The organism is Dorea sp. D27 (assembly GCF_001185345.1).
Taxonomy (GTDB): domain Bacteria; phylum Bacillota; class Clostridia; order Lachnospirales; family Lachnospiraceae; genus Extibacter.
The window spans coordinates 551,172-570,088 of sequence record NZ_KQ236744.1; the positions used below are offsets into that span (position 1 = coordinate 551,172).

An 18,917-nucleotide genomic window follows, 5' to 3' on the forward strand; every position below is an offset into this window, starting at 1 on the left:
CTATCTACTTTACTGGCACGGGCGGGGGTGGCTGTGTGACGTAACTGGCTGATGGAAGCGCTTTGGCTGTGTCAGCATAGTGATAAAAGGCTAAGCAAGCTAAACACTTTTCCGAAAAGAAATCCTAATATGAGAAGAGCCGGAATCAGATATGTGGATGTTATTCGAGATAACATGCCCTGTCTGATTTCGGCTCTTCTTGCGGCAATGGCGAGTACGCATCGGAGCATCTGCCCCCCGGCTCCCCGCGCGCCGCCACTTTACTTAAACTTACATTTTTTTCTCTTGTCCGATAATCCGCTGGATACTCTTCAGTGACAAGTAATATTTTGATGACAGATCCTTCATGCTTTCACCGGTCAGGTAATCCGAATAGATTCGGGCATTCCGGCTCCTGAGCTCGTCCCGTGTGTCCGTCCCCTCTCCCCAGTTCTTTCTATGCTCTTCCGTCTTAGGGATGTACAGGATTGTGCCATCGACATATTCTTGTACCTTTTCAAGTAATTCTGGCGGCAGTATCTGGTCAGCTTTTCTATAGCGCATCTTGCTCTCCTTCGTCTCGTATTAACTGGAAAAGCAAAGGCTATCTCACATTGTTTGCGTATCAGGCAGCTGCGTCAGCCTTTGCTAAGCAGCGCGATGGATAGGATTAAGCATAAGCGTACGTCCCTCCTTTATCTTTATATATCTTATAGTATACCATAACCGCGCCAGATTTGCCTTCTCATGTTTGTTTTATAAAGAAAAACGAGCATCATATAACTTCTTTATTGTTAAACAAAAACAAAATATAGAAAAATAAAACTTTTTTATAAAATATTGAACCTCGCCGGGAGTGTGCTCTGTAATAGAATTAGACCAGACAGAGGAAATTAGTAAGAAAGGAGCGAGGACTTTGAATTTATTGGAAATGAAGGGAATCGAAAAGAGCTTTAACACTGTCAAGGTGCTGCACGGAGTAGATTTTATCTTGAGAAAAGGAACGGTCCACGCGCTGATGGGGGAAAATGGCGCAGGCAAGTCTACCTTGATGAAGGTCCTGGCGGGAATCCATAAATGCGACGCGGGAACGGTCACGGTAAAGGAGAAGCAGGTTGACATCCAGTCGCCGAAACATTCTCAGGCACTCGGTATCGCCATGATCCACCAGGAACTGTCTCCGGTTCCGGAGATGACCGTGGCGGAAAATATCTATCTGGGCAGGGAGCCGGGCGGGAGACTGTTCGTCGATTATGCCCGGATGTACCGGCAGACGGAAGAACTGCTTGAAAGCATGAAGGTACATATAAGCCCGAAAGCGAAAGTAGGTGAGCTTAAGGTAGCAGACCAGCAGCTGGTTGAGATTGCAAAAGCGATATCCCTGAACGCGGAAATTATCATCATGGATGAACCGACATCAGCTATCACGGATAAGGAGGTCGACAACCTGTTTTCCATTATCCGTGATTTAAAGGAGCAGGGAAAAGGAATTATTTATATCTCGCACAAGATGGATGAGATATTTCAGATATCAGACGATATTACCGTACTGCGTGACGGCCAGTATGTAAATACGTGGAAGGCAGATGACATCGACAACAGCATATTGATAAAGAATATGGTCGGACGTGAGCTTACAGAGATATTTCCCAAATCGGAAGTTCCCATATCTGACACGATACTGGAAGTCAAGAACTTTACCCTTGGCGATAAGTTCCAGGATATCAGCTTCCAGGTGAATCGGGGGGAGATCTACGGTATCGCGGGGCTCGTCGGGGCAGGAAGGACAGAGCTTATGCATGCGCTGTTCGGACTGGACAGACGGGACGGTGGAGAGGTCATATTTGACGGAAAGCCGCTGGATATCAGGAAGCCGAAGGACGCAATCCGCGAGGGGATAGCATATGTGACGGAGGACAGGAAACAGGAAGGGCTCGTCCTCGAGATGAGCGTTGGACAGAATATATCGCTTGCGTCAATGAAGGAACTGAGCCGGGGACTTTTCATCAATGAGAAAGAAGAGAGCAGCCTTGTAAAAGATGAGATAGAGCGGCTGCGCATCAGGCTGCACAGCCCGAGGCAGCTTGTAAAGTCACTGTCAGGAGGCAACCAGCAGAAGGTGGTCCTCTCTAAATGGATGATCAAGAATCCGAAGCTCCTTATACTGGATGAGCCTACGAGGGGCATAGACGTAGGGGCGAAGTCTGAGATATATAAGCTGATGTGTGAATATGCGGCGAAAGGGAATGCGATTATCATGATCTCTTCCGAGATGCCGGAAGTCATGGGCATGGCAGACAGAATGCTTGTGCTGAGCAACGGAAAGGTCGGCGGGGAGCTGAAGCGAAGCGAGTTTGCACAGGAAAGCATTATGAAGATGGCAGTATCACACATATAAGGGAGGAAGAGAGAACTATGGGAAAGAGTAAGAGCAAACAATTCAACATAAAAGAATTTCTGGCAAAGTATGGTGTTATACTCGGCCTGGTCGTCATCATGATCTTCTTTACAGTAATGAAGGCCAGATTCCTGACGGTAACAAACATGCTCAACATGCTGCGCCAGGCATCGATCAACGGTCTGCTGGCAATTGGGATGACTTTTGTCGTGCTGACCGGGGGGATTGACCTGTCAGTCGGCTCTGCGGTAGGGGCTGCCGGGATGTACTGTGCGCTTGTGGCGAGGACAGAGACCGGAATGCCATGGTATGTGGCGCTTCTCACCGGTCTCGCCATCGGACTTCTCATCGGTACGATAAACGGCGTCGTCATCGCATATCTGAGAGTACCGGCCTTTATAGCCACCTTGGGAATGCTGAGTATTGCCAGGGGGATAACATTTATGGCCAGCGATGCGAAGCCGATTCCGGGACTGAGCAAAGAGTTCCTCGTAGTCGGGGGCGGAAGCGCAGGAATCATACCGATTCCGGTTTTGATATTGATAGGTGTATTGATTGTATGTTATATCATACTGTATAAGACGAGATACGGACGGTACGTGTTTGCGACCGGGGGTAATGCAACATCGGCGAGGGTATCCGGTATCAATATCAAGATGGTCATATGTTCCGTGTATATGATATCCGGCCTTCTGGCCGGACTGGCCGGTGTAATCCTGACTTCCCGTGTCACATCCGGAATCTCGCAGAATGGCGACGGGTACGAAGTGGATGCCATCGCGGCGGCAGTCATAGGCGGCAACAGCCTGTCGGGAGGACGCGGCCGGCTCTGGGGAACAGTCGTAGGCTTCCTGATCATGGGCGTGATGAACAACGGGCTTGATATGATGGCAGTGTCTTCCTACTGGCAGCTCGTTATAAAAGGAATCATCATCATCGGCGCAGTCATGCTTGATTCCCTCACCGAGTCAAGATAGACGGACCGGAACTGGTGAAGGGAGCGTGCAGGGTAATAAAAGTGCAGAAGCATTTTTATATAAACAGAAAACAAGGAGGAAAAGAGATGAAGAAAAAGTTATTAAGCGTACTGCTGTGCCTGAGCCTGGCGGCCGGACTGGCTGTAGGGTGTGGAGCCGCTGACAAGGAGGCCAAAAAGGAGAAGTCCGATTCTGAAGATTCCGGCAAAAAGGTAAAAATCGGTATGACGCTCTACAGCCTGAAAAATGAGTACACGGTGCGTCTGGCCAATGCCGCGGAGGACGAGGCGGAAAAGCTCGGCATCGAACTGACGGTGTACGACGGCAACTATGATGCGAGTACGCAGATAAGCCAGGTCGAGACGATGATAGCAGACGGATGTGACGGTATCATATTGAACCCTCAGGATGCAGAAGCTTGTTCCCCGTGCGTAGACAAGGCGGTGGAGGCAGGGATACCGATTGTCGGAGTCAATACGCGGGTAAAGAACGACAAGCTGACGAGCTATGTAGGTTCGGAAGACGTGAAAGCCGGAGAGATGGAGACACAGGCACTTCTTGATAAGGTCGGAACGGACGCCAAGATAGTCATAATCGAAGGGCCGATGGGCCAGTCTGCACAGATTGAGCGGCGGGAAGGTATCCAGAACATTCTTGACAAGAACCCGGGCGTAGAGGTGCTGGCAGAAAAGACGGCCAACTGGTCCCGTTCAGAAGCCATGACGGTTATGGAGACGTGGCTGCAGGCATTTGACGAGATAGACGGTATCATCGGGGAAAACGATGAGATGGCACTCGGAGCAAGAGAGGCCGTGAAGGCCGCGAACAAAGATATTCCGGCGGTAGGTGTAGATGGTATTACGGATGCGCTTGACGCGGTAGAAAGCGGCAATATGGTCGTATCCATCTTCCAGAATGCGGACGGGCAGGCAAGAAAGGCAGTCCAGGTGCTGCTCGATGCTGTAAATGGCAAAGAGGTGGATGAGAACTACTGGATTGACTTTGAGGAGGTCAATAAAGACAACGTGGCAGATTTCAGAGAAAGAGCTCAATAATTATGTAAAAGCCGGGACATCCTGAGCAGGGTTTCCCGGCACGAAAGGGTAAGGAGGACAAATCATGTTAAAGTATTACGGAGCAGATGCGGACTTTTCATTAGAGGGGAAAACGGCGGTCATCACAGGAGGCGCTGCAGGAATCGGATACGCCACGGCACAGTTCTTTGCCAGGAAGGGCGTGAAGATATGTTTGGCAGATTTGAATCCTGATGTGGACAGCATTGCAAAGGAGCTAGAGCCAGAAGCCATCGGCGTGGCCGGAGACGCCACAGATGAATCCTACAGGGCGAAAGTGCTTGAAGAAGCGGTAAAAGCGTTCGGGCAGGTCGATATACTTGTCAACTGTGCAGGAATCGTTGCGCTTGAAAAAGCGGAACTTATAAGTGAGGCAGACTGGGACCGCACGATGAACGTAAACTTGAAGGCATCTTTTATGATGGCCCAGATGATGGGAAAATATTTTATTGATAATGATGTGAACGGGTGCATCGTGAATATGGCATCTCAGGCAGGCGTAATCGCACTCGACAAGCATGTGGCCTACTGTGCTTCCAAGGGAGCGATTATAGCAATGACGAAAGTGATGGCCTATGAATGGGGCAGATACGGAATACGCGTCAACGCGGTATCCCCGACAGTTGTACTGACAGAACTGGGACATAAGGCATGGGATGGCCCGGCGGGTGATGCTTTCAAAAAAGAAATGCCTTCCGAACGTTTTGCCGAACCAGATGAGATTGCAGGTGCAATCGGATTTTTGTGCAGCGGGGCAGCAGCGATGATTACGGGACACAACCTGTTGATTGACGGCGGATATACGATTAAATAGACAGAACATAATAATTTGAAGGAGGCGGCATATGCAGAGAATATTAAATAATCCGGATGATATCGTAGATGAGATGCTGAAAGGATTTCTGAAAGTACATTCTGATATCGTGGAGGCGGCTGATAATCCGAGAGTCATAAAGGCAAAAGGTATTCCAGAAGGAAAAGTGGGCGTTGTTACGGGCGGGGGCTCAGGCCACAAGCCTGCTTTCATCGGCTATGTGGGCAGAAACCTCTGCGACGCGGCAGCAGTAGGGGAGATATGCTCCTCTCCGACAGCGGCGGCATTTCTGGATGCCTGCAAGGAAGCAGACCAGGGCCAGGGCGTTGCTTGTCTGTACGGCAATTATTCCGGCGACAATATGAATGTCAAGATGGCGGTGAAGATGGCAAAAAAGGCCGGGATAACCGTCAAGACGGTCGTTGCAAATGACGACGTGGCGTCTGCGCCAAAGGATCAGCGGGAAAAGAGAAGGGGCGTGGCAGGCGAAGTACTCATGTGGAAGGCGGGGGGTGCTAAAGCGGCAATGGGCGGCAGCCTGGATGAAGTCATAGCGGCAGCCCAGAAGGCCATCGACAATACGAGAAGCGTCGGTATCGGGCTGACACCTTGCACGCTGCCGGCAGTGGGGCATCCGAACTTCGAGATTAAGGACGGTACGATGGAAGTAGGTATCGGGCATCACGGAGAACCGGGCATAGAGGTGTGTCCCCTCGAATCAGCCGCCCAGATGGCAAAGCGCATGACGGATGTCGTACTGCCCGATTATCCATTTGAAGAAGGGGACGAAGTGGCAGTGCTCGTCTCTGGCCTTGGTGCGACACCGGTGATGGAATTATACGTACTGTATGATGAGATTGACAGAATCTTAAGTGAAAAGGGCATCCTGACATATAAGGCTTATGTCGGGAACTATTTTACATCGCTCGAGATGATGGGCGCAACGCTCACGGTCATGAAACTGGATGATGAACTGAAGGAACTGATTGACATGCCGGCGGAAAGCATGGGGTTAAAACAGTTCTGATATGATAGAATGCTGCTGGGAGGGAACGTATGGACGGATTTAAAAATGCAGCCGGAAAACCGGTGCTGCTCAAAATGGTGAAAGGTATCCAGGACAACAAAGCATATCTCGGAGAAGTGGATGGCCTGATTGGAGACGGGGACCACGGGATGAATATGAACAAAGGCTTCACCGTGTTCGAGACTAGATTCAAAGAAAAAGACATCAGCTTCACCGAAGGGCTTGATGAACTCGGCATGATACTGCTGAATGAGATAGGCGGATCTATGGGCCCGATTTATGGGACCATTTTTATGGATATGGCTGAAGCGGGGGAAGATTTTGACGAGATAGGTCCGGCTGAATTCGCAGATATGCTGGAAGCAGGGCTTTCAGGCTTGTATGGCATCGTGGAGGCAAAGGCAGGAGACAAGACGCTCGTGGACACGCTTGCGCCGGCGGCAGATACGGTCAGAGACGGAGCCGCGTCAGGAGACGGGTTTGCCGAAACGCTCGATAAGATGAAATCCGCAGCAAAAGCAGGGCGGGACTCCACGAAAGACATGGTGGCTAAGTTCGGACGATCCAGCCGCCTGGGAGAACGGTCACGTGGGGTGCTCGATGCCGGTGCCGCGTCATGCTGCATCATCCTGGAAGCGATGGCGGATGGGATAAAAGAACTGCTCTAGGGACAGCTTTAATCTATTTCAGACAAAAGAGGGCATCGCAGAACCATCATATAAATTGATGAAGCGATACCCTCTGCCCGATGATGGGCGCATTATGCCTTTATACGATTCCCCCGTCATTGACAGCGATTATCCTGCAGGGGCAGGCCTCGATACCGACTATCTTCAGCGGCAGCATAAATATGAGAGCGCGGCCGCCCTCTATCTTGTCGAGATTCGTAAGAGACTCGACCATGGCAAGATTATGGCGAAACGCAAGGTTGTGGTTCGGCTGGTCCGGGACGTTGAAATTCTCCAGCGAGGTCGCGTCAGTTCCGATGGCTTTGATTTTCTTTTCCGTTATGAGCCATTCCATGGCATCACACGCTACGTAAGGATACGGTTCCCAGTCTTCGGTGCGCCAGTTCTTATCGAGATCCGTGTGGAGGAATACGATATCTCCTTCCTGAATCTTGTCCCCATATGCCTGGAATTCCTCAAGAGACATGCAGTCGCCGGCTTTCTTATCGGTGAAGTCCAGGACGACAGCTTCTCCTATCAGGCTTGTCAGAGGAAAGGCAGCTGCATCCAAGCCGCCTTCTACATGGTGGAGCGGGAATTCTACATGGGTGCCGCAGTGGGTAGAGAAGTTCACGTCACCGGACACGTACCAGGTGCCGGGGCTGTGAGGTTCGCCCCGCTCTCCAAGGATGTCCACATCATATACCCATGTCTGTAGGTTAAAAGGTTCTTCCCTTGGTATCATTCGGTGGCTCAGTTCCACTACTTTGCTGAAATCTACTTTCATAATATTTTCTCCTTTTTCACTGTCTGGTTCATATACATATCATTTCGCGATAGCAGATTACTTCCGGAGCATGTCTGCACGTTTCTTCATGGTCCCCTTCAATTCATTGTACAGCTCTTTGTAAAGGGCAAAGTACCGTCCATACTGTTCGTGATGTAACAGATTGGGAAGGATAGGTTCGCCCATGGCAATCCAGCTTTCGATTGTACTGTAATCACTAATATGGCCAGATCCCATGGCCGCCAGGAAGGCGTCGCCGAGAGGAGCCTCGGCATCTTGTACAGGTGTGCACACGGGAAGGCCGGTGACGTCAGCAAATATCTCTTTCCACAGGGAGGAACGTGACCCGCCGCCCACGAGCACTATCCTGCTGATTCCGGACGTGGAATCTGTCATGCACTCCATAATGTGCCTGAGTGCATACGCCACTGATTCTAAAACGGCCCGGTAAATGTGAGCCCTCGTATGCGAGAGGCTGAGGCCGAACAGTACCCCTGTGGCATTTTCATCCCAGATAGGTGTCCGCTCTCCCATGAAGTACGGGAGAGCGATAAGCCCTTCGGAACCGGGTCCTGTCCCCATGTCCCGGACTTCCTTTTCCAGTAGGTCATAAGCGGAGGAAGAGTCCTGGCCGAGAAAATTCTGGGCAAACCATCTGGGAAGCGCACCCGCAGTGGAAGCACCGCCGTACGTATAGGTCATAGAGTCAGGCTCTGCACAGTAGGGCATGGAAATGAGTTCCGGATTATCTGGCGTTCCACGGTGTACAAAGCCCCAGTTCAAGGAGGTTCCCAATACCGCGGCATTATCTCCGGGACTGACGATTCCGGCGCTGAGCATAGAAGCAATACAGTCAACCGTACCTGCGCAGAAGGGGACGGGGTGTCCGATTCCAAGCTTTTCCTGATACTCTTTATTGAGTGTTCCAATTATTTCCGCCGGCTTATAAAATCTGGGAGGAAGGGCCTCATAAGGGATTCCCAGTTTACAGCACATATCTATAGACCAGGTATGTCCTGCATAGTCATAGATGCCGCCCACGTTCCCGGCGGAACAGTAATCAACCGTCATTTCCCCGGTCATCTTGCAGATGATATAACTGTGGATAGGAAGGATGTGCCGGATTCTGGACCAGGCGGAAGGCTCGTTTTTCCGAACCCAGAGCAGCTTTGCATATCCGAAATAGGAATCTATGCCATTGCCTGACACGCGGAAAATATCATTTTCTCCGATTGTTTCCCTGAGCTCCCTGCTTTCCGTCTCTGCCCGGCGGTCCATCCAGATGATGGATGGGCGTACAGGGACCATATTCTCATCGCACATGGCACCGGTCCCTCCGTACAGGGCACTGACGCAGACGGCTTCAATGCTGTCCGAAGGGGAGAGATTCTCCGAAATGTTACGGATTGCCGACACGGCGGCATCGAGCCACACGTCAGGATGCTGCTCGGCCCAGTTGCTGCGGGGCTTGCCCAGGCCATAGGAAACAGATGCCTGTGCATGGATGGTGCCGTGTACATCGGCGGCCACTGCTTTGGTACTTGATGTGCCTATATCACATCCGATAAATAGGTGTCTTTCCATATCTTCTCCTCCTGTCACAGCGCCGCTTCTTTCAATTCTTGCATCCCGATCCGGTATTCTTCTTCCGAAGGGGTCTTCCCGTGGAATGCGACCACATGCTCCATGAATGAGATGCCTTTGCCTTTGACCGTATGGGCAATGATGGCAGTCGGCTGTCCCTTGCGGCTGCGAGCGGCATCGAGCGCTCCGAAGATGGCGTTGAAATCATGTCCGTCAATCTCGAGCGTGTGCCAGCCGAATGCCTCCCATTTTGCTTTTATGTCAAGCATGTTTTTCACGTTCTTTGTAGACGCGTCATTCTGCAGACCGTTGACGTCGATGAGCGCTGTCAGGTTATCGAGATAGTAATGAGCCGCCGTGGCCGCAGCTTCCCATATCTGGCCTTCGTTCAGCTCACCGTCCCCAATCATACAATATACGCGGCCACGGCGCCCCTCGTAACGGTTGGCCAGTGCCATGCCGTTGGCGGCGGAAAGTCCGATTCCGAGAGAGCCGCTTGTCATCTCCACACCCGGAGTCTTCTTCATGTCCGGGTGCCCCTGCAGCATACAGTCGATTCGCCGGAAGGAAGTGAGAAGCTTTTCCTTTGGGAAGAAGCCGGCGTTTGCAAGAGTGGCATAGAGCGCCGGGGCAGTGTGGCCTTTAGAGAGGACAAAGCGGTCCCGCTCAGGGTCGTCCGGCACTGCCGGATCGTAACGCATTTCGTCAAAGTAGAGGGCGGTCAGCATTTCTACCATAGAGAAAGAGCCGCCGAGATGACCGGAACGGATATTGAAAACCATCTCTAAAATGTCTCTGCGTATGATATTTGCTTTTGTTTTAAGTTCGTTTATATCTCTGGACATCATAACCTCCTATGCTTTCATGCTGATGGCCCGTCTGGCCGCGTCGACGATATGGTCCGCGGTGAGGCCGTACTTTTGATAGAGTTCGTCCTGGGTACCTGATTCTCCAAAGCAGTCCTCCACTCCGACACGGATGACAGGTACCGGACAGGTCTGAGACAGATACTCGCTTACCGCGCTCCCGAGCCCTCCGGTGACCGAGTGGTCTTCGGCCGTTACAAAGGCCTTTGTCTTCTTGGCTCTGTCCAGCAGCAGGTCTTCCGGCAGCGGCTTGATGGAATAGGTATTCAGGACGGTTGCATGTATGCCGGCGGAGCGGAGGGCGGAGGCGGCGAGAAGGGCCTGCTCTACCATAAGCCCGCAGGCTGCGATGGTGACATCGGCGCCTTCCCGCAGGACATCTGCCCCACCCGGGTAAAAGGACTTGTTTTCATCAAAAATGTCTTCCGCCAGATCGCGCCCGAGCCTGAGATATGCAGGGCCTTCGTGCTTGAGCATGGCTTCTACGGCAGCCTTTGTCTCGGTCACGTCAGCGGCGGCAAATACCTTGAAATTGGGCAGGGTGCGCATGACGGCTATGTCTTCCAGCGCCTGATGGGTCGCTCCGTCCTGCCCCACGCAGAGTCCGCTGTGGGTAGCGATAATCTTGACGTTCAGATTGGGATATGCCACCGCCTGACGTATCTGCTCAAATGGCTTCTCAGACACGAACATGGAAAAACCTACAATCAGAGGAAGAAGGCCGGCGGCTGCCATGCCGGCTGCCGTTCCAATCATGTCGGCCTCGCTGATGCCGACGCCGAACATACGGTCAGGCCAGGCTTCTGTAAAGCCTGTCAGTTTCAGTGCCCGGGCAGAATCGGCATTCAGGACGACCAGGTTGTCATAATCCCCGGCACTTTTCATGACGGTGTCGATAAGCGTTGAGCGAAATGATTTTTTCATAAATGATGGTCCTTTCTAAAAATTATTTTGTAAAATTTAGTTTATGCTCCAATTATAGATTATAATAAATGGATTGTAAATACTAAATAATGCACAATATATTGTGGGAAATATCAGAGTAAAAATGTATAAATACACTAAAATATAGCGATAATATAAAATGATAACTCCAAAAATAACGTGTTGAAAGCGGAGCAAAACTATGGGATAATAAAGCTAAGATGACAGAATGGGAGAAAAAGCAAATGGGTATGATTGAAAATGGACGTAATATTATGGCGACGACAAGATTTCTTCTGCCGAGCCTGACAGCGGCAGAAAAAAGAGTGGCAGAGTTTGTCCTGGCATCACCGAAGGAAGTTACCAGGATGTCTCTTAAAAAGCTGGCGGTAAGATGCGAGTGCGGGGAGGCGACCATTGTCAGGCTGTGCAAGACTATCGGGGTATCGGGGTATGCGGAGCTTAAAAGCCTGCTGGAAATGCAGCTTCAGATGCCTGCGGTCAAGGAGGAATCCGTACGCCTGAGCACCGGGCAGGGGATGGGAGAAATCGTGTCGAGAGTATTTGAGCTGAATATACTGAATCTGCGCAGGACGCTTGAGGTGGCCGCGGTAGAAGAGTATGAAAATGCATGTGAAGTGCTCTCGACTGCTAATAAGATATGCTTCTTTGCCATTGGTGACGCTATGTTTCCGTGCAGCTATGCGAGCCTGCGGTTCAGAAGGATTGGCTACGACTGTTATGCAGACAGCGATGCAGACGCGCAGATTGTGAACGCGTGCAACATGAAGGAAGGCGACGTGGCGATTGCCATCTCCCACAGCGGCAGGACGATACAGGTGCTGGAGGCTATGCATATTGCGAAAATCCGGGGCGCCGCCACGATATGTATCACGAAAGCAGGAAAGTCGGAGCTTACAAAGTATTCGGATATTGTCTTATACAACGTGACGACGGATACGACGGTTGACAAAGAGATTATTGCCCGCAGGGTAGCTGAACAGGCTATGCTGGATGCGATATACATGGGTGTGCTGCAGAAGATGGAATCCAATTCGTTTGCAAGACTACAGGAGGTTTCAGAGAATTTAAAGGTGAATAAATTGCCGGATAAAAATGTGTAAGGTCGAGGAAAATCTGGGAGGAACAATCAACATGAAGTATAAAGCGAAGGATATTGCCCGGGAACTGGGGGTATCCCCGGCTACCGTATCTCTGGTTCTTAACAATAAGCCGGGAGTCGGCGAAGAAAAAAGAGAAGAGATCATGAAGAAGATCATAGAGCTGGACTGTGAGTATCTTTTGAAGGACGGGGGAGTTAAGCGAGGTGATATCGGATTTGTCATATATAAGTGTGGCGGGGCGATTGTGGATGAATATCCATTTTTCAACTATCTGTCCGAGAGCCTGAACAAGGCCATCGAAAGGAACAGCTATACGATGACTATGATGTACCTGGATAAGAGCATGCCGCTGAATGAGAGGTATGTCGCACTGGAGAACTTCCGGTATGCCGGTTATATCGTTTATGCGGTAGAGATGTATCCGGAGGATATGGAGATCTTCTCCAAGCTCAATGTCCCATGCGTATTTATTGACAATCCGTTTCCGACGCTTGCGGTGGACACGGTTACGGTGGACAATTACCTTGGTATATACCAGGGGTTTGAATATCTGTACCAGATGGGGCACAGGGAGTTCGGATACATCAAGAGCAAGGTGCCGATTCTGTGCTTTGAGGAACGGATGCAGGCATTTGAGGACTGCCTGCGCCGCAGAGGGCTTACGTTTGACACGGAACGGATTATGGAAGTGGGGTATATGGAATCGGAGACGGAGCGGGACGTGGGGCGCTATCTGGACGGGCATCCGACGCTGCCGACCGCTTTTCTTGCGGATAATGATCTCCTCGCCTGCCGCGCGGTACAAGCCATGAAGAAGCGGGAGATAAAAGTACCTGACGAGGTGTCTATCGTCGGCTTCGACAACCGGCCGATCTGTTCGTTTACCGACCCGAAAGTTACGACGGTCCAACTGTCCGGTGATGAGATGGGTGAGATGGCCGTTGAAATGCTCATGGAAAAAATGAGCAACAAAAGGAAGCATACGGTAAAATATAAGCTTGGGACAAAATTAATTGTAAACGAAAGTGTGAAGAAATTAGTGTAAATCAGGGAAACTAAAAATTTAGTAGTGTTTTTGCTAAAATTAATTTAGTAAAAACACTATTTTTTTATTTGGAATTTAGTTGACACGACAAGATAAAGGTGATATAACTTGGTTATAAAGTCAAAAAACAGAGGGAAATCCGTTAAAAGTTAGTCAAAGTGCTACATTTCTCAAAATATTTATGAATTGTTCGATAAATTTAGAAAAAATAATTTAGTCGATAATTTATAAAAAATTTACTAAATAGCGGCTCCCCGTGACTGAAAAATTTAGGAGAAAGGAGGAACATCTCAAGGAGGCTTTGCAACATGCAAAAGGCAAAGGTTAAGTTTGAAAGGAGAAAATTATGAAAAAGAAAATTGTTAGTTTATTATTAGTCGCAGCTATGGTATTGGCCATGGCAGGATGCGGAAGCAAAGATGACGGAAAGTCAGATGCAAAATCAGATGAAAAAAAGACAGAGGACACACAGGAAGCTGCTAACGCGAAAGCACTTGCAGACCAGGAATTTGACACGAGCTATGAGCCTAAGAAAGACGAATACAAAATCTACTGTACATACAAATTGGTACATGCGTGGTATGACGCGATAGAAGTCGGCGTCAAAGCGGCGGTTGCCGATTTTGAGGACAGGGGTGTAACAATCGATTACGAGTGGTATGCACCGGTCGAGCCTGATGCAGTTGACCAGGTCAACTCAATAGAGACTGCTGTAGGACAGGGATATGACCTTGTTGCCGTAGACGTCAACCAGATCGAGACGACGCAGCCGGCAGTTGACGATGCTGTAGATGCAGGCGTCAAAGTGGCGCTGTTTGCATCTTCTGATATCCCGGATTCCAAGAGATCCTTCTTCGTAGGCAACAATGACAACTACGGCGATGGCGCTGCAATTGCTGAAGCAGTGTGTGAGAAGATGGGCAAAAAGGGCAAGATCGCTTTCCTGTCTGGTACCATCGGGGCATCCTCGCACGAACAACGTCTGGAAGCTTTCTACGATACGGTTGAGAAATATCCGGACATCGAAGTGGTGGATGACCAGAGAGACAATGACTTCGTAGAAAAGGCGATTGAAATTACGGAAGCATGGATGCAGGCCTATCCGGATCTCAATGGTATCCTCTGCAACAACATGTCCAATCCTGTAGGAGCCTGTCAGGCTGTAAAAGATGCTGGCAAGAGCGGTGAAGTTATCATCGGCGGCATGGACCATGACCTCCGTACATTCAACTACCTGAAAGACGGTACGTTATATGTTGCACAGGTTCAGAACTGCTACGATATGGGATACAAATTAATCTACAATGCTGTGAAATGTATTGACGGCGAAGATGTAGAAGAGATTACAGACGTTGGATCAACATCCGTATACCAGGATCAGGCGGACGAGTACATCGACATGCTGTTTGGAGATGCAAAATAAGCGGAAAGTAAACATTGAGTTTGGCACGACGTGCAGACTGGCTGGCTGAGTCAAAGCGGGTGCCCGCAGACGATACGGCTGTCCGCGGCTAACCTTACGTAAGCTTCGCTTGGAAGCAGGGAACATCTTTTGTAAGGTTATATAATTCCACGCGATTATGTGAGCATGGTTGCGTGGAATTTTTATACCTTGATGCGCTGAGCGCACCTGATTGCAGAGTGCGGGTCACAGATGAGGAAAGAGAAGAAATGTAGCACGAAACGGCAGCAAAGAGGATTGAAAAAAAGGTAGAGGAAGTGAATAAGTTGAGCGAATTCGTAATTGAAATGAAAGGAATCACCAAGACCTTCCCGGGAACAAAAGCGCTGGATAAAGTCGACTTGAGCATCAAGCCGGGCGAGATCCATGCACTGCTGGGAGAAAACGGTGCAGGTAAGAGCACACTGATGAATGTCCTTACCGGACAGTACATCATGGATGAAGGCGAGATCTTCATGGACGGCAGCCCGGTCAAGATCTCATCCCCAAAGGATGCCTTCGGCAAGAATATCGTATTGGTTCCGCAGGAACTGAATCTGATTCCTGAAGCTACGATAGAGGAAAATATCTTTCTCGGGAATGAGAGAGCGAAAGGAACCTTGATTAACTGGAAAGAAACACAGAAAGAAGCAATCGAATTATTGAAGATTTTAAATGTTGAGATAGATGTGACCCGCAAAGTCAAGACACTGTCTGCCGCATACCAGCAGCTTGTGTCTATCGCGAGGGCACTCGCCTATTCGCCCAGAGTGCTTATCCTGGATGAGCCGACGGCGGTGTTGACGAATAAAGAGGCCGTATCCTTGTTTGAATCCATGCAGAGATTAAAAAAAGAGGGGACGGCGATGGTATTCATCACCCACCATCTGGATGAAGTACTTGAACAGGCGGACCGTATGACTATCATGCGCGACGGCCAGCTTGTCAAAGTGGCGGAAGTCAAAGATATGACAAAGGAAGATATCATTACGGCCATGGCGGGCAAGAAGGTAGAACAGTCCCAGCACATTGCGAGAGAAGTATCCGGAGAAGTGTTCTTTGAGGCGAAGGAGCTGAACCGGGAAGGGGAGTTCCAGGATGTGAACTTCCAGGTGAAAAAAGGAGAGATCCTCTGTGTCGCAGGGCTGGTAGGCGCCGGCAGAACAGAGATATTCAAGACGGTATTCGGGATAACCCAGAAGGAGCCGGGCGGAAAGACGTTCGTGGAAGGAAAAGAGGTAGATATCAAGGATCCACGAGTGGCAATCAGGCTCGGCATGGGATATGTATCTGAGGAGAGACGGCATGACGGCATCACGCCGGGAATGTCTGTGCTGGAAAATATGATGCTCCCTTCTTATGACCAGCTGAAGAAGAACGGCCTTATCAATTTCAAAGAAGCGTCACGGATTGCAGATGATTACATCAGCAAGTTTAAGATCAAGACTGCAGGACAGGAGCAGCTTATCAAGAACTTAAGCGGCGGAAACCAGCAGAAAGTTATCGTTGCGCGCTGGATGGCCAAAGGTATCAAGATGCTTATTATGGATGAGCCGACAAGAGGTATTGATGTCAACGCCAAAGGAGAGATACATCAGCTGGTCAGAGAACTGGCGGATAACGGGGTTGCGGTGGTAGTCATCTCTTCTGAGATGGAAGAAGTGCTGGCGCTCGCTGACCGCGTGATGGTCGTACACCAGGGAAGAATCAAAGGATATATCGAAGATGTAGACATGACCACAGAAGAAGACGTTCTGAAAGTGGCATTTCAGTAGGAGGGAATAGAAAATGGGTAAAAAATGATTGATTTCTTTAAATCTACTGCAGGGATGGTGCTTATTGTGACGATTCTTGTAGGTATCGCGGTTCACGCTGCCACGGGCAACTTTTTCACGGCATATAACATCAGTACGCTGACGCGTGCCGCTTCCTTTATCATCATCATCAGTTTCGGGCAGACGATCGTGCTCCTTACGGGAGGCATCGACCTTTCCGTGGCGGCCATCGGCTCTGTCAGCAGCATGTTCGCGGCAACCTTTTATGGTTGAGATGGGAATGAACTCTTATCTTGCAATTATCGTATCTTGCCTGCTTGGTATCGTATTCGGCGCGGTCAATGGATTCTTCATCGCTTATTTAAAGATTACTCCGTTCATCGTTACGCTGGCGACAGGGGAGATATACAAGGGAATCGTATACATTATCACGAAGGGCATGCCTATCGTAGGCGTCCCGGAGGATGCCCAGTTTATCGCTAACGGGGTCATCGGAGATATTCTTCCGACGATTGTAATCATCATGATCATCATCTGTGTCATACTGACCATCATGCTCAGGCGGACTAAATTCGGGCGCCACATCTTTGCGCTCGGCGGCAACCGGAACTGTGCAAAGATCGTTGGCATCAAGACGGAGAGGGTGGAGATGATGGTGTACTGCTTAAGCGGACTTCTGGCAGCTACGGCCGGTGTGCTGATGACCTGCAAGCTGGCGTCCTTCCAGGCAAGCATCGGGGCCAACTGGGTCATGCCTTCCGTAACGGCTTCGGTACTTGGCGGAACGTCTATGACCGGTGGTATCGGAGGGGTTGTCGGCACGGTAATCGGTGGTCTCTTAAGTGGTACGATATCCACATCCATCACGCTGATGCGTGTGTCATCTTACTGGGAGACGGTCGTTACCGGCGGCGTCGTTCTTATCGCGGTAGTCATTGACGCTATGAAGGAAAACCCTGTAATGCGCGAGAAGATGGTGCGCATGTTCAAGAGAAAATAATTGGTGTGATACATAGACAGAGCGAGTCAAACAGAAAGGACGATAATATGGAAAATCTGAAAGCATTAGCCTACGGGCTGAGAGAAACCGTAATCGACATGATCGTCGAGGGGAAGGCGGGGCACATCGGCGGCGACATGAGCGTGATGGAGATCCTGACGGAGCTGTACTTCTGCCAGATGAACGTAAGCCCGGAGAACCAGGACGACCCGGACCGCGACAGGTTCGTCATGAGCAAGGGGCACTCCGTGGAGGCGTACTACGCGGTGCTGGCGGAGAAGGGGTTCTTCGACAAGGCGGAGCTCGTCTCCACCTTCAGCAAGTTCGGCTCCAGGTTCATCGGCCACCCGAACAACAAGCTTCCGGGCGTGGAGATGAACTCCGGCTCCCTCGGCCATGGCCTTCCGGTCTGCGTCGGCATGGCGCTGGCGGGGAAGATGGACGGGCGCGGCTACCGGGTGTACACGGTGATGGGCGACGGCGAGCTGGCGGAGGGCTCCGTATGGGAAGGGGCCATGGCGGCCAGCCAGTACAGGCTCGACAACCTGTGCGCGGTGGTGGACCGGAACCGCCTGCAGATCTCCGGCAGCACGGAGGACGTGATGGGGCACGACGACCTGCATGAGAGGTTCGGCTCCTTCGGCTGGCACGTGATCGACGTGGCGGACGGCAACGACATGGATGAGCTGCATGCGGCGTTCGGGGAGGCGAAGACGGTGAAGGGGCAGCCCACCGTGCTGATCGCCAACACGGTGAAGGGAAAGGGGTCTTCCGTGATGGAGGACAAGGCGAACTGGCACCATAAGGTACCGAACGAGGAGGAGCTTATGCAGATAAGGAAGGATCTGGGGGAAAAGAAGGCAGAGCTTGAAAAGGAGGGGACGCTTCATGGCTAAGATAGCGAACAAGCAGGTGATATGTGAAGTATTGATGGAGGCGGCAAGGACGGACAGGGACGTGGTGGCGCTGTGCAGCGACTCCCGGGGGAGCGCGTCGTTCACGCCGTTCGCAGACGGGCTGCCGGAGCAGTTCGTGGAGACGGGGATCGCGGAGCAGAACCTGGTGAGCATCTCGGCGGGGCTTGCGAAGTGCGGGAAGAAGCCGTACGCGGCATCGCCGGCGTGCTTCCTGTCGACGAGGAGCTATGAGCAGTGCAAGATAGACGTGGCGTATTCGGACACGAACGTGAAGCTGATCGGGATCAGCGGAGGGGTGAGCTACGGAGCGCTGGGGATGAGCCACCACTCGGCGCAGGACATCGCGGCGATGTCGGCGGTGCCGAACATGCGGGTGTACCTGCCGAGCGACCGGCTGCAGACGGAGCTTCTTACGAAGGCGCTGCTGGAGGATGAGAAGCCGGCGTACATCCGGGTAGGCCGGAACGCGGTGGAGGACGTATACGAGGAAGGGAAGGTGCCCTTCGAGATGGATAAGG

At 50.9% G+C, this 18,917-nt stretch carries 19 protein-coding genes; 14 read left to right on the forward strand and 5 right to left on the reverse strand.

What is annotated here, in order from left to right; all coding sequences use genetic code 11:
* Positions 1 to 270: 270 nt before the first annotated feature.
* Entirely contained in the window at positions 271 to 543 is a 273-nt protein-coding gene (locus HMPREF0980_RS09070) for a CD3324 family protein (RefSeq protein ID WP_049728814.1), read from the reverse strand.
* A 352-nt stretch (positions 544 to 895) separates the two neighbouring features.
* Here HMPREF0980_RS09070 and HMPREF0980_RS09075 point away from each other — a divergent pair, with 352 nt between their 5' ends.
* The 6 genes from HMPREF0980_RS09075 to dhaL all read left to right on the forward strand — a co-directional run bounded on the left by HMPREF0980_RS09075 (position 896) and on the right by dhaL (position 6,936).
* Positions 896 to 2,377 carry a sugar ABC transporter ATP-binding protein gene (locus HMPREF0980_RS09075; protein ID WP_049728815.1) on the forward strand — a complete coding sequence of 494 codons (1,482 nt, stop codon included), beginning with the start codon at positions 896 to 898 and terminating at the stop codon, positions 2,375 to 2,377.
* Between the two features lie 17 nt (positions 2,378 to 2,394).
* Positions 2,395 to 3,354: an ABC transporter permease gene (locus HMPREF0980_RS09080; RefSeq protein ID WP_049728816.1), complete on the forward strand. Its 960-nt coding sequence runs from the start codon at positions 2,395 to 2,397 to the stop codon at positions 3,352 to 3,354.
* Between the two features lie 86 nt (positions 3,355 to 3,440).
* Positions 3,441 to 4,409 (forward strand): substrate-binding domain-containing protein, encoded by a 969-nt coding sequence (locus tag HMPREF0980_RS09085; protein ID WP_049728817.1) that lies wholly within the window; start codon positions 3,441 to 3,443, stop codon positions 4,407 to 4,409.
* 64 nt (positions 4,410 to 4,473) lie between these two features.
* Entirely contained in the window at positions 4,474 to 5,241 is a 768-nt protein-coding gene (locus HMPREF0980_RS09090; protein WP_049728818.1) for a GolD/DthD family dehydrogenase, read from the forward strand.
* A 31-nt stretch (positions 5,242 to 5,272) separates the two neighbouring features.
* Positions 5,273 to 6,268 (forward strand): dihydroxyacetone kinase subunit DhaK, encoded by a 996-nt coding sequence (locus HMPREF0980_RS09095; protein WP_049728819.1) that lies wholly within the window; start codon positions 5,273 to 5,275, stop codon positions 6,266 to 6,268.
* 29 nt (positions 6,269 to 6,297) lie between these two features.
* On the forward strand, positions 6,298 to 6,936 hold the full coding sequence (gene dhaL / locus HMPREF0980_RS09100; RefSeq protein WP_049728820.1) for a dihydroxyacetone kinase subunit DhaL: 639 nt from the start codon (positions 6,298 to 6,300) through the stop codon (positions 6,934 to 6,936).
* 100 nt (positions 6,937 to 7,036) lie between these two features.
* Here dhaL and HMPREF0980_RS09105 read toward each other — a convergent pair whose 3' ends face one another.
* The 4 genes from HMPREF0980_RS09105 to HMPREF0980_RS09120 are packed head-to-tail and all read right to left on the reverse strand — an operon-like array spanning position 7,037 to position 11,097.
* Positions 7,037 to 7,723, reverse strand: a complete 687-nt coding sequence (locus HMPREF0980_RS09105; RefSeq protein WP_049728821.1) for a cyclase family protein — start codon at positions 7,721 to 7,723, stop codon at positions 7,037 to 7,039.
* 57 nt (positions 7,724 to 7,780) lie between these two features.
* Positions 7,781 to 9,307 carry an FGGY-family carbohydrate kinase gene (locus HMPREF0980_RS09110; protein WP_049728822.1) on the reverse strand — a complete coding sequence of 509 codons (1,527 nt, stop codon included), beginning with the start codon at positions 9,305 to 9,307 and terminating at the stop codon, positions 7,781 to 7,783.
* A gap of 14 nt (positions 9,308 to 9,321) precedes the next feature.
* Positions 9,322 to 10,152, reverse strand: coding sequence for a transketolase (locus tag HMPREF0980_RS09115; RefSeq protein WP_049728823.1), 831 nt, complete (start codon positions 10,150 to 10,152; stop codon positions 9,322 to 9,324).
* Between the two features lie 9 nt (positions 10,153 to 10,161).
* The gene (locus HMPREF0980_RS09120; protein ID WP_049728824.1) at positions 10,162 to 11,097 is read right to left on the reverse strand and encodes a transketolase family protein; all 936 of its coding nucleotides are present in this window, start codon (positions 11,095 to 11,097) and stop codon (positions 10,162 to 10,164) included.
* Positions 11,098 to 11,342: 245 nt separating this feature from the next.
* Here HMPREF0980_RS09120 and HMPREF0980_RS09125 point away from each other — a divergent pair, with 245 nt between their 5' ends.
* The 8 genes from HMPREF0980_RS09125 to HMPREF0980_RS09155 form a co-directional block, all read left to right on the forward strand.
* Complete coding sequence (locus HMPREF0980_RS09125; protein WP_049728825.1) at positions 11,343 to 12,221, forward strand: MurR/RpiR family transcriptional regulator; 879 nt, start codon at positions 11,343 to 11,345, stop codon at positions 12,219 to 12,221.
* A gap of 31 nt (positions 12,222 to 12,252) precedes the next feature.
* The gene (locus HMPREF0980_RS09130; RefSeq protein WP_049728826.1) at positions 12,253 to 13,266 is read left to right on the forward strand and encodes a LacI family DNA-binding transcriptional regulator; all 1,014 of its coding nucleotides are present in this window, start codon (positions 12,253 to 12,255) and stop codon (positions 13,264 to 13,266) included.
* 346 nt (positions 13,267 to 13,612) lie between these two features.
* The gene (locus HMPREF0980_RS09135) at positions 13,613 to 14,689 is read left to right on the forward strand and encodes a substrate-binding domain-containing protein (RefSeq protein ID WP_049728827.1); all 1,077 of its coding nucleotides are present in this window, start codon (positions 13,613 to 13,615) and stop codon (positions 14,687 to 14,689) included.
* 296 nt (positions 14,690 to 14,985) lie between these two features.
* Positions 14,986 to 16,482, forward strand: coding sequence for a sugar ABC transporter ATP-binding protein (locus HMPREF0980_RS09140; protein WP_242847370.1), 1,497 nt, complete (start codon positions 14,986 to 14,988; stop codon positions 16,480 to 16,482).
* 24 nt (positions 16,483 to 16,506) lie between these two features.
* On the forward strand, positions 16,507 to 16,755 hold the full coding sequence (locus HMPREF0980_RS19470) for a hypothetical protein (protein WP_242847371.1): 249 nt from the start codon (positions 16,507 to 16,509) through the stop codon (positions 16,753 to 16,755).
* On the forward strand, positions 16,748 to 17,482 hold the full coding sequence (locus HMPREF0980_RS09145) for an ABC transporter permease (RefSeq protein WP_242847372.1): 735 nt from the start codon (positions 16,748 to 16,750) through the stop codon (positions 17,480 to 17,482). Before HMPREF0980_RS19470 ends, HMPREF0980_RS09145 begins: the two co-directional genes overlap by 8 nt.
* Before the next feature lie 47 nt (positions 17,483 to 17,529).
* Positions 17,530 to 18,378, forward strand: a complete 849-nt coding sequence (locus tag HMPREF0980_RS09150) for a transketolase (protein ID WP_049728829.1) — start codon at positions 17,530 to 17,532, stop codon at positions 18,376 to 18,378.
* The coding region (locus HMPREF0980_RS09155; protein ID WP_330375885.1) for a transketolase family protein at positions 18,371 to 18,917 on the forward strand (547 nt) is incomplete at its 3' end. The genes HMPREF0980_RS09150 and HMPREF0980_RS09155, both read left to right, overlap by 8 nt.

Excerpts from the sequence above, each read along its gene's own strand:
- HMPREF0980_RS19470 (WP_242847371.1), top strand. The coding sequence starts at position 16,507 with ATGATTGATTTCTTTAAATCTACTGCAGGGATGGTGCTTATTGTGACG.
- HMPREF0980_RS09090 (WP_049728818.1), top strand. The coding sequence starts at position 4,474 with ATGTTAAAGTATTACGGAGCAGATGCGGACTTTTCATTAGAGGGGAAA.
- HMPREF0980_RS09150 (WP_049728829.1), top strand. The coding sequence starts at position 17,530 with ATGGAAAATCTGAAAGCATTAGCCTACGGGCTGAGAGAAACCGTAATC.
- HMPREF0980_RS09130 (WP_049728826.1), top strand. The coding sequence starts at position 12,253 with ATGAAGTATAAAGCGAAGGATATTGCCCGGGAACTGGGGGTATCCCCG.
- HMPREF0980_RS09080 (WP_049728816.1), top strand. The coding sequence starts at position 2,395 with ATGGGAAAGAGTAAGAGCAAACAATTCAACATAAAAGAATTTCTGGCA.
- HMPREF0980_RS09085 (WP_049728817.1), top strand. The coding sequence starts at position 3,441 with ATGAAGAAAAAGTTATTAAGCGTACTGCTGTGCCTGAGCCTGGCGGCC.
- HMPREF0980_RS09105 (WP_049728821.1), bottom strand. The coding sequence starts at position 7,723 with ATGAAAGTAGATTTCAGCAAAGTAGTGGAACTGAGCCACCGAATGATA.
- HMPREF0980_RS09110 (WP_049728822.1), bottom strand. The coding sequence starts at position 9,307 with ATGGAAAGACACCTATTTATCGGATGTGATATAGGCACATCAAGTACC.
- HMPREF0980_RS09120 (WP_049728824.1), bottom strand. The coding sequence starts at position 11,097 with ATGAAAAAATCATTTCGCTCAACGCTTATCGACACCGTCATGAAAAGT.
- HMPREF0980_RS09095 (WP_049728819.1), top strand. The coding sequence starts at position 5,273 with ATGCAGAGAATATTAAATAATCCGGATGATATCGTAGATGAGATGCTG.
- HMPREF0980_RS09135 (WP_049728827.1), top strand. The coding sequence starts at position 13,613 with ATGAAAAAGAAAATTGTTAGTTTATTATTAGTCGCAGCTATGGTATTG.
- dhaL (WP_049728820.1), top strand. The coding sequence starts at position 6,298 with ATGGACGGATTTAAAAATGCAGCCGGAAAACCGGTGCTGCTCAAAATG.
- HMPREF0980_RS09125 (WP_049728825.1), top strand. The coding sequence starts at position 11,343 with ATGGGTATGATTGAAAATGGACGTAATATTATGGCGACGACAAGATTT.
- HMPREF0980_RS09115 (WP_049728823.1), bottom strand. The coding sequence starts at position 10,152 with ATGTCCAGAGATATAAACGAACTTAAAACAAAAGCAAATATCATACGC.
- HMPREF0980_RS09070 (WP_049728814.1), bottom strand. The coding sequence starts at position 543 with ATGCGCTATAGAAAAGCTGACCAGATACTGCCGCCAGAATTACTTGAA.
- HMPREF0980_RS09145 (WP_242847372.1), top strand. The coding sequence starts at position 16,748 with ATGGTTGAGATGGGAATGAACTCTTATCTTGCAATTATCGTATCTTGC.